The organism is Cognatilysobacter lacus (assembly GCF_008274655.1).
Taxonomy (GTDB): Bacteria; Pseudomonadota; Gammaproteobacteria; order Xanthomonadales; family Xanthomonadaceae; genus Cognatilysobacter; species Cognatilysobacter lacus.
On sequence record NZ_VTRV01000111.1, the window covers coordinates 1 to 9,024 of the forward strand.

At 70.1% G+C, this 9,024-nt stretch carries 5 protein-coding genes; 4 read left to right on the forward strand and 1 reads right to left on the reverse strand.

The window, feature by feature from the left end:
- Positions 1-383, forward strand: a 383-nt coding sequence (locus tag FW784_RS10080) for a response regulator (protein ID WP_149353218.1), incomplete at its 5' end; no start/stop codon positions are given.
- 200 nt (positions 384-583) lie between these two features.
- A complete protein-coding gene (locus FW784_RS10085) occupies positions 584-1,330 on the forward strand; it encodes a hypothetical protein (protein ID WP_149353219.1) in 747 nt (248 codons plus the stop codon).
- Positions 1,331-1,336: 6 nt separating this feature from the next.
- On the opposite strand, the gene FW784_RS10090 is transcribed toward FW784_RS10085, so the two are convergent.
- A complete protein-coding gene (locus FW784_RS10090) occupies positions 1,337-1,648 on the reverse strand; it encodes a hypothetical protein (RefSeq protein ID WP_187770766.1) in 312 nt (103 codons plus the stop codon).
- Positions 1,649-2,072: 424 nt separating this feature from the next.
- Here FW784_RS10090 and FW784_RS10095 point away from each other — a divergent pair, with 424 nt between their 5' ends.
- Together FW784_RS10095 and pbpC are read left to right on the forward strand one after the other, a co-directional pair.
- A complete protein-coding gene (locus FW784_RS10095) occupies positions 2,073-7,013 on the forward strand; it encodes an alpha-2-macroglobulin family protein (protein ID WP_149353221.1) in 4,941 nt (1,646 codons plus the stop codon).
- A gap of 27 nt (positions 7,014-7,040) precedes the next feature.
- On the forward strand, positions 7,041-9,024 hold a 1,984-nt coding region (gene pbpC, locus FW784_RS10100; protein ID WP_235893645.1), incomplete at its 3' end, for a penicillin-binding protein 1C.

Sequence of the window (9,024 nt, forward strand, 5' to 3'; positions counted from 1 at the left end):
GCCGCCGCGTGCTGGTGGTGGACGACAACCACGATGCGGCGACCACCCTGGCGATGATGCTGGAGCTCGAGGGCCACGACGCCCAGGCGGCATTCGGCGGCGCGGAAGGTTTGCGTGCGGCGGAGGCGGCGCTGCCGGAAATCGCGTTCCTCGATATCGGCATGCCCGGCATGAACGGCTACGAGCTCGCGCGTCGCCTGCGCCAGCTACCGGGCGCGGAAGCGATGCTGCTCGTCGCGGTCAGCGGTTGGGGCGGCGAGGGCGACAAGCTGCAGTCGGCGGACGCCGGCTTCGACCTGCACCTCACCAAGCCGGTGAGCGTGGAGTCGGTGCAGGCTGCGGTCGCACGCGGCACCCGCGCGTCGGAGGCGGGGCATGGCTGAGAGCGCGCGCAGAAGCGCCGAGGCGGGCGGCGGCCTGAGACCTTACGGTCGGGCAGGGCGGCGCATGTCCGGGACTGCGGCCGATGCCGCTCAACCGCGCGACGAACCGCGTACACTCCAATCCGTGCGCGTCGTCACGAAATGTGCGCACGTTCTCGCCGGTTGGGGGCCGGTGACCGCAGGTGCTTAGAGGAGCCCCCGTGCCGTCCCAATTGCTGGAAGCACCCATCCCGCCCCGGAGCGAAGCCGATCCCGTCGGCCGTATCGACCGCGAAATCATCGGCATGGTCGACCTCGACCGTGCCAGCGCGCTGATCGAGAGGCGCAGCACGTCGGCGTTGCTCGATGAGCTCGCCGGCATCGTGCAGGCACTCGAAGTCGCCGGGACCCGTAACGCCGGTCGTCGCGCCGGCATCGTCGGCCGCCTGCTGGGCCGTGACCTGCCCGCGCAGGCCCGCGCCCGCCAGGCGCACGAGCACATCCGCATCCGGTTGCAGCTCGCCGAGCGTCGAGCGCAGGACGTGGTCGCCCACGTGCATGAACTCGACGAGGCGATCGGACACGTCGTGCGGCAGCGCGCGCGTCTGTGGGAAACCGCGGAGCGTGGCCGCGACGCCCTCGGCGCGTTCGCGCTCGACGCGTGTGCGCGGCCCGATGCGATGGAGCGTCGCCTCGACCACCTCACCATGCTGGTGGGTTCCTGGGACGTGGTGGTCGCGCATATGCGTCTCGTGCGCCAGTACGACGACTTGCTGCTCGCGCGCTATGCCTACGTGCGCGACGTCGTGGTGCCGCAATGGCGTCGCGAATCGGAGGCCGCGATGGCACCGGAAACGGCCGACGGCATGATCCCGGACGAGCCGCTACGAGGCGCACTGGAGTTGCTGTTGCAGGCTACCTCGCCCGTGCCGGCGGTGTTTCCGAACGGACACGACCTGCGCGTCTGAGGCGACTCAGCGCATCGGGCGCTCGGAGGCGTCACGCGGCGCGCGCGGCATGCGCGGCTGGCGGTTGCCCTCGAGCCCGCTGTCGCTGGAAGTATTCGCATCGGCAGCAAGGTTTGCGGGTGCCTCGGTAGGCCGCGACGGCATCGCGTCGGCGGACTGCTCGCCCGCATGCAGCCGTTCCAGAAGCTGCGGCAGCAACGTCGGCACCTGCGTTGGCGCCACGGCGTTTCCGCTCGGCGCCAGCCAGCTGCCCAGTGCCATGCCCGTCGCCAGCGCGAGCAGGCTGCACATCATCAGTGTCCTTGGATTGCGGACCATGGCGTACTCGCGCGCGGGGACTTCAAGGCTGTCACGCCCGATCTCTACGCGACGTGCAGGGCGGTGGCGCTGTCGCAGGCCATGCGAGCCGTGTTGTGGCCGGTGCCGCCGGCTGTCGCCGGGGCGCGGGAACAGCTGCAGCGACCGCCCCGGCAAGCGCTCTCGAGCACTGCGCACCGCATGTTCGACGCGCCGCGCCGCAGCGCGTTAGCGTCGCGCGCCTGCGACGCTGCTGCCGGCATCCGTGCCCTGATGCGCGTTCGACCATCGACGCCCGTGCGTTCGAGGTACCTCCTGCCGCAACGCACGAAGGCGATTAGCCACCGCGAACAAGCCGTGCTCCAACCACTCGTCGGCTGGCCTCTGAAACCCGGAGGCGCTTCGTATACTTCACGCATCGTTAACGGAGATCGGCATGCAGCGCATGCATTCGGCGGACGGAGCCGCATCCACGCGCCTTGCGCGTTTCGTATTCGCGGCGATCGTTGCCACGACCCTCCTGCTCCCCGCCTGCCGTCGTGATACCGACGGCGACCTGCCCACGCCCAGCGGCGAGGCGATCCATGCGCGACGCGCCGTGCCCGGCGGTTTCGCCCTCGCGTCCGCGTATCCGGACAAGGACGGCGACGAGCCCGCGATCGCGCTCGAATTCACCCGACCGCTGGCGTCGACGCAGGAGTTCGACCACCTGCTCGCGGTGCGAGACGAGAAGGGCGGCAAGGTCGACGGTGGCTGGGTGCTCGACGAGAACACGAAGATCCTTCGCTTTCCTCATGTCGAGCCCAATCGCAATTACACGGTGACGCTGTATCCCGACCTCACCGCCGCCGACGGCAGCCGCATTGGCCGGCAGCAGGAGCGCAAGGTCTACACCGGCGCGCTCGACCCGGTGGTCGGCTTCGCGTCGCAGGGCTCGGTGCTGCCTGCGCGTGAAACGCGCGGCCTGCCGGTGGTGTCGATCAACGTGCCCGAAGTCGACGTCGAGTTCCTGCGCGTGCGCGACGGCGAGTTGCCGAAATTCTTTGCCGAATACCAGCGGGGCGGACGTCGGGGCAGCTGGGATCTCGGCGGCAAGGATCGCAGCCACCTCGAGCGGATCGCCGAGCCGGTCTACGTCAACCGCTTCGTGCTCGGCGGCAAGTCGAACGAGCGCGTGCTCACCTACCTGCCGATCCAGGACATCAAGGAGCTGCAGGCCCCCGGCCTGTACTTCGCGGTGATGAAGCGCGCGGGTGCCTTCAGCGACGAATTCGAGACGTCGTTCTTCACTGTCAGCGACCTCGGCCTGCACGCGCGTGCCTACAAGGACAAGCTGTTCGTGCACGTGGCCTCGCTGCTCGATGGCGCGGCCGTGGGCAACGTCGACCTGCGCGTGCTCGACGCCAAGGGCGAGCCGGTGTTCAAGGGCGCGACCGATGCGAACGGCAATGCGCTGCTCGACTACCGCCTCGACGCCGGCCACGTGCTGGTCGCACGGCGCGATCGCGACGTCACCATGCTGCCGTTCAACCAGCCGGCACTGGATCTCTCCGAATTCACCGTCGCTGGCCGCGAGCAGGCGTGGTTCGACGTGTTCGCGTGGTCCGGCCGCGACCTGTATCGCCCCGGCGAAACCGTGCACCTGTCGGCGCTCCTGCGCGATTACGACGGCCGCCCGATCGCCCCGCCCGCCGGAAAGGCCTCGCAGCCGCTCTACGTCCGCTACGTGCAGCCCGACGGCAAGACCCTCATCGAAACGCGGCTGCAGCCGGACGCGCAGGGTTACGTGCGCCAGGACGAGGTGATCCCGGCGGACGCACCGACAGGCCGCTGGCGCGTCGAGTTCCGCACCGATCCCGGCAGCAAGGAAGCGGTGCAGGGCATGGCGCTGCGGGTCGAGGAGTTCCTGCCCGAGCGCCTGAAGCTCGACCTCACCGCCCCCGACGTGCTGCGCCCCGGCCAGCCGCTCAAGCTGCACGTGCAGTCCGACTATCTCTACGGCGCGCCCGCGGCTGGGAACCGGTTCACCGCGCGGCTCACGGTCGCGGTCGAGCAGCATCCGCTGGAGCAGTTGCCCGGCTATTTCTTCGGTGACGCCACGCTCGCGTTGCCCGAAAAGGCGGTCGACGTCGTCGACCAGACGCTCGATCCGAACGGTCGGCTGGATGTCGACGTGCCGTTGCCGAAGGACGTGCGCCCGGTCAGCCCGGTGGCGGCGATGTTGAGCGGCAGCGTCTACGAAACCGGTGGACGCACCGTCAATCGCAGCCTCAAGCGCGTGCTGTGGCCGGCCGATGCGCTGGTCGGTGTACGCCCGCTGTTCGACGCGAAGGATGGGGCCGGTGCGAACACGAACGCGCGCTTCCAGATCGTGCGCATGGACGCCGCTGGACGCATGCGGCCCGCGCGCGGCCTGCGCGTCACCCTGGTGCGCGAGCGGCGCGACTATCACTGGGACTACGACGCCGACAGCGGCTGGGACTACGCCTTCACCCGTCGCTTCGAGAACGTGCAGACGCGCGCGGTCGACGTCGGCACCGACGCGGCGCCGATCGACTTCCCGGTGGAGTGGGGCGAGTACCGCGTCGACATCTACGATCCGCAGACGCGGCTCACCTCGCGATATCCATTCACCGCGGGCTGGAGCTGGAACGACGACAACCGCGGCCTCGACGCGCGTCCCGACAAGGTCAAGATCGCGATCGACAAGACCGGCTATCGCGCGGGCGACACGCTCAAGGTGACGCTGACGCCGCCCAATCCGGGCCGCGGCCTGCTGATGGTCGAGTCCGACCACATGCTCTACGTGAAGTCGGTCGACGTGAAGGCGGGCAGCAGCTTCGAGATCCCGGTCACTGCCGACTGGGAGCGGCACGATGTCTACGTCACCGCGCTCGTCTTCCGGGGCGGCAGCGCGACAAGCAAGATCACGCCGGCACGTGCGGTCGGCGTCGCCCACGTGCCGATGGAGCGGGGCGATCGAAACGTCGCCGTCGGGATCTCGGTGCCCGCGCAGATGCGCCCCGAGCGCGACCTGCCAGTAACGATCGCGGTGCCCGCGCTCGCCGGGCAGCGCGCCAACGTGGTGGTGTCGGCGGTCGACGTGGGCATTCTCAACATCACCCAGTTCCCGGTGCCGGATGCGGGCAAGCAGTTCTTCGCGCAGCGGCGCCTGGGCGTCGATGCGTACGACATCTACGGACGCGTGATCGAGAGCTTCGAGGGCGGCACGGCGAAGCTGAAGTTCGGCGGCGACATGGCGTTGCCGGCGCTGCCGCAGGCGCGTCGCCCGACGGCGAACGTGCAGACGGTGGACCTGTTCGCCGGTCCGGTCGCGCTCGATGCGAAGGGCATCGCGCACCTGCACCTGGCGGTGCCCGACTTCAACGGCTCGCTGCGCGTGTCGGCGTTGGTGTATTCGGGCGGACGCTACGGAAGCGTCGCCAAGCAGACCACGGTGCGCGCGCCGATCCTCGCCGAGCCCAGCCTTCCGCGCGTACTCGCGCCGGGTGACGCCAGCCGCGTCACGCTCGACGTGCAGAACTTCACGGGCCGCGCGGGTACGTTCCGCGTCGACGTCGGCAGCAGCGGGCCACTCGCGATCGAGGGCGGCAGCCGCAGCATCGCGCTGGCGCCGCAGCAGAAGACCTCGCTCACGTTCCCGTTGAGCGCGAAGGAGGGCTTCGGCGTCGCCCGGGTTCGCATCAAGGTGGCGGGCAACGGTTTCAGTGCCGATCGCGGCTTCGACCTGCCGGTGCGTCCTGCGTGGCCGCAGGTCGTTCGCACGCGCACGTCGTCCGTACAGGCACCCGCCGCGATCGCGTTGCCGGCGGATATCGCCGACGGATTGGTTGCCGACTCGGTCGAGGCCCGGCTCACCGTGAGTGCGTTCCCGCCCATCCCGTTCGCGGCCGCGCTGAAAGGCGCGCTCGAATATCCCTACGGCTGCATCGAGCAGACCACGTCGAAGGGCTACGCCGCCCTGATCCTGGACGACGCCACGACAGCCATGCTCGGCGTCAAGGGCCTCGACGCGAAAAAGCGCCGCACGCGCATGGACGGCGCGTTCGCGCGCGTGTCGGGCATGCAGGTGGCATCGGGCCACTTCTCGATGTGGGGCGATGGCGGCGACACGGTCGACCCGAGCCTGACGCCTTACGTTGCCGACTTCCTGCTCGATGCGCGCGACGCCGGCTTCGCGGTGCCCGACGCCGTATTGCAGAAGGCGCTCAAGGCGCTCAACGAGGACCTGCTCGGCGGCAGCAACAACTTCTACGGCCGCGAGCATCGCGAGCACCTGAAGTTCGCCTACCAGGCCTATGCCGGTTACGTGCTGGCGCGCGTCAACCGTGCACCGCTCGGTACGCTGCGTGGCCTGTACGACCATGACCGCGCGCAGTCGCTCACGGGCCTGCCGCTCGTGCATCTCGGGCTTGCGCTCGCGCTCCAGGGCGATCGCGCGCGTGGGCTGCGCGCGATCCAGGACGGCTTCGACCGCGATCCCGGCAAGCGTCCCGGTGACCTCTACGACTACGGCAGCCGCATCCGCGACGACGCGCTGATGCTCGCGCTCACGCGCAAGCACGGCGTCGCGCCGAAGGCGTTCGACACGCGCCTGATGGCGTTGAGTCGCGATATCGACGCGCGCCGCAATGCCTGGGGCCTGTGGCTCAGCACGCAGGAACAGGTTGCGGTCGCGCGCCTCGGGCGGCAGCTGATGCTCGACATGCATCGGCAGGTCGGCGGGCAGTGGCGGGTCGCCGGCGTCGCGACGGATGCGCCTGTCGCCAACGTGCAGGCGCGACTGTTCGGGATCGCCGCGCTGCGTTCGGCGGTGTCGTTCGTTCCGGGCGGTACGGGCACGGTGTACGCGACCGTCGACGTCGCCGGCATTCCGCGCGATCCGCCGCCGTTCGACGATTCGACGATCGGGATCGTCCGCTCCTGGTACACGCCCGACGGCACGGAGTGGAAGGGCGGCCGACTGGAGGAGGGCGATGCGTTGCTGGTCGAAGTGGCGGTCACCGCGCAGGACGACGTGCCGGATGCGCTGCTGACCGACCTGCTGCCTGCGGGCCTCGAGATCGAGAACTTCAACCTCGGCGATCAGAAGCAGTGGGCGGACGTCAGCATCGACGGCATCGCGCTCACCGATCGCAAGGACGCAGCGGAAATTCGCCACGAAGAATTCCGCGACGACCGCTACGTCGCCGCACTGAAGCTCGGCGGGGGCGAGACGGCGCGCGTGTTCTACCTGGTGCGCGCGGTCACGCCCGGCAACTACGCCGTGCCGCCGCCGCTGGTCGAGGACATGTACCGGCCATGGATTCGCGGCGTCGGAAAGGCGGTGCCGGCGCGGATCACCGTGGTCGAGCCCGGTCGCTGACCGCATCGGGATGAGCGGGTGACGTCGGTGCATCGCAACCGGGCACGGCATCGGCGCCTCCTGCTTTCCGTGCTGCTCGCCGAAGCGGTGCTGGTGGTGGCGATGCTGCTCGACCTCGCCTTTCCACTGCCGATGCCCGATCCGCGCGACGCCGGCGCCGTCGTGCTGTCGCGGCAGGGCACCCCGCTGCGCGCGTTCGCCGACAGCCACGGCGTGTGGCGTTACCCGGTGCGTGCCGAGGCCGTGTCGCCGCTCTATCTGCAGGCGCTTATCCAGTACGAGGACCGCTGGTTCTGGCGGCATCCCGGCGTCAATCCGTATGCGCTGGGGCGCGCGGGCTGGCAGATGCTGCGCTATCGGCGCGTGGTGTCCGGTGGCTCGACGCTGACCATGCAGGTCGCGCGCATCCTCGATCCGCATTCGCGCACGCCATGGGGCAAGGCGTGGCAGGTGTTCCGCGCGCTGCAGCTCGAGGTGCACGCGGGCAAGCGCGGCATCCTGCAGCTCTATCTCGACCGCGCGCCGTTCGGCGGCGCGATCGAAGGCGTCGAGGCGGCCAGCTGGGCGTACCTGGGCAAGCCGGCATCGCGCCTGTCGCAGGCCGAAGCCGCGCTTCTCGCGGTATTGCCGCAGTCGCCGAGCCGGCTGCGCCCCGACCGTCACCCCGAGGCTGCGCGCGCGGCGCGCGACAAGGTGCTGCGTCGCATGGCGAGCATCGGCGCATGGTCGCGTCGCGATGTCGACGATGCGCGCGTCGAGCCGGTCGTGGCGCGTTCGCTGCAGGCGCCGCGCTATGCACCGTTGCTCGCGCAGCGGCTGCGCGACACCTATCCGGGCGAGGCACGCATCGGCTCGACGATCGACCTCGACGTGCAGCGCGTTGTCGAGGATCGCCTCGCCGCCTATTTCTCGAGCCTGCCGGCCCGCACCTCGGCAGCGCTGCTCGTGGTGGACAACGCGACGATGCAGGCGCGCGCCTACGTGGGTTCGCTCGACATCGACGACGCCGCGCGGCTCGGCCATGTCGACATGGTGCGGGCGTGGCGCTCGCCCGGTTCGACGCTCAAGCCGTTCCTGTACGCGATGGCGCTCGATGACGGACTGATCCATTCATCGAGCCTGCTGGTCGACGCACCGCAATCGTTCGGCGACTACCGACCGGGCAATTTCGACGCCGCGTTCAACGGGCCGGTCGCGGCCGCCGACGCGCTGCGGCTCTCGCTCAACGTGCCCGCCGTCGACCTTCTCGATCGCGTCGGCCCCGCGCGCTTCGACGCGCGCCTCTCGCATGCGGGCATCCGCCTGAAATGGCCGGACGGCGCCACGCCGAACCTGTCGATGATCCTGGGCGGCACCGGCGCGAAGCTCGAGGACCTGGTCGGTGCGTACGCGTCGCTGCAACGGGGCGGCATCGCCGCGCGCGTGCGCTACACAACGCGCGATCCTCTGGTCGAACGGCGCGCGATGTCCGAAGGCGCAGCATGGATCGTGCGTGACATCCTCGAGCGCACGCCGCGCCCCGGCACCGCCGCCGACCTGTTCGACACGCAGGGGCACGCGGCGGTCGCGTGGAAGACGGGCACGAGCTACGGCTACCGCGACGCGTGGGCGATTGGTTCGACGCGCGGCTACACCGTGGGCGTGTGGGTCGGTCGCCCGGACGGCACGCCGATGCCCGGCCAGTACGGCGTGGTCACCGCGTTGCCGCTGATGTTCGAAGTGATCGATAGCCTGCCGCGCTCGCGTACCGCGGGTATCGAGCGTGCGCCGGCGTCGGTGCGCAGCGTCGACATCTGCTGGCCGCTCGGAACCGCCGCCGCTGCGCAGCCCGTCGCGCTTTGCCACCGCCGACTCACCGCATCGACGCTCGACGGCACCGTGCCGCCGACGCTTCCCGAACGCCTCGCGCGTGCATGGAACGCCGGGCGCGAGGACTTCGATGTCGATGCCGCCACCGGCCGCCGCCTGTCCGCCGACTGCACGCGGCCGCATCTGCGCCGGCCGACATCGA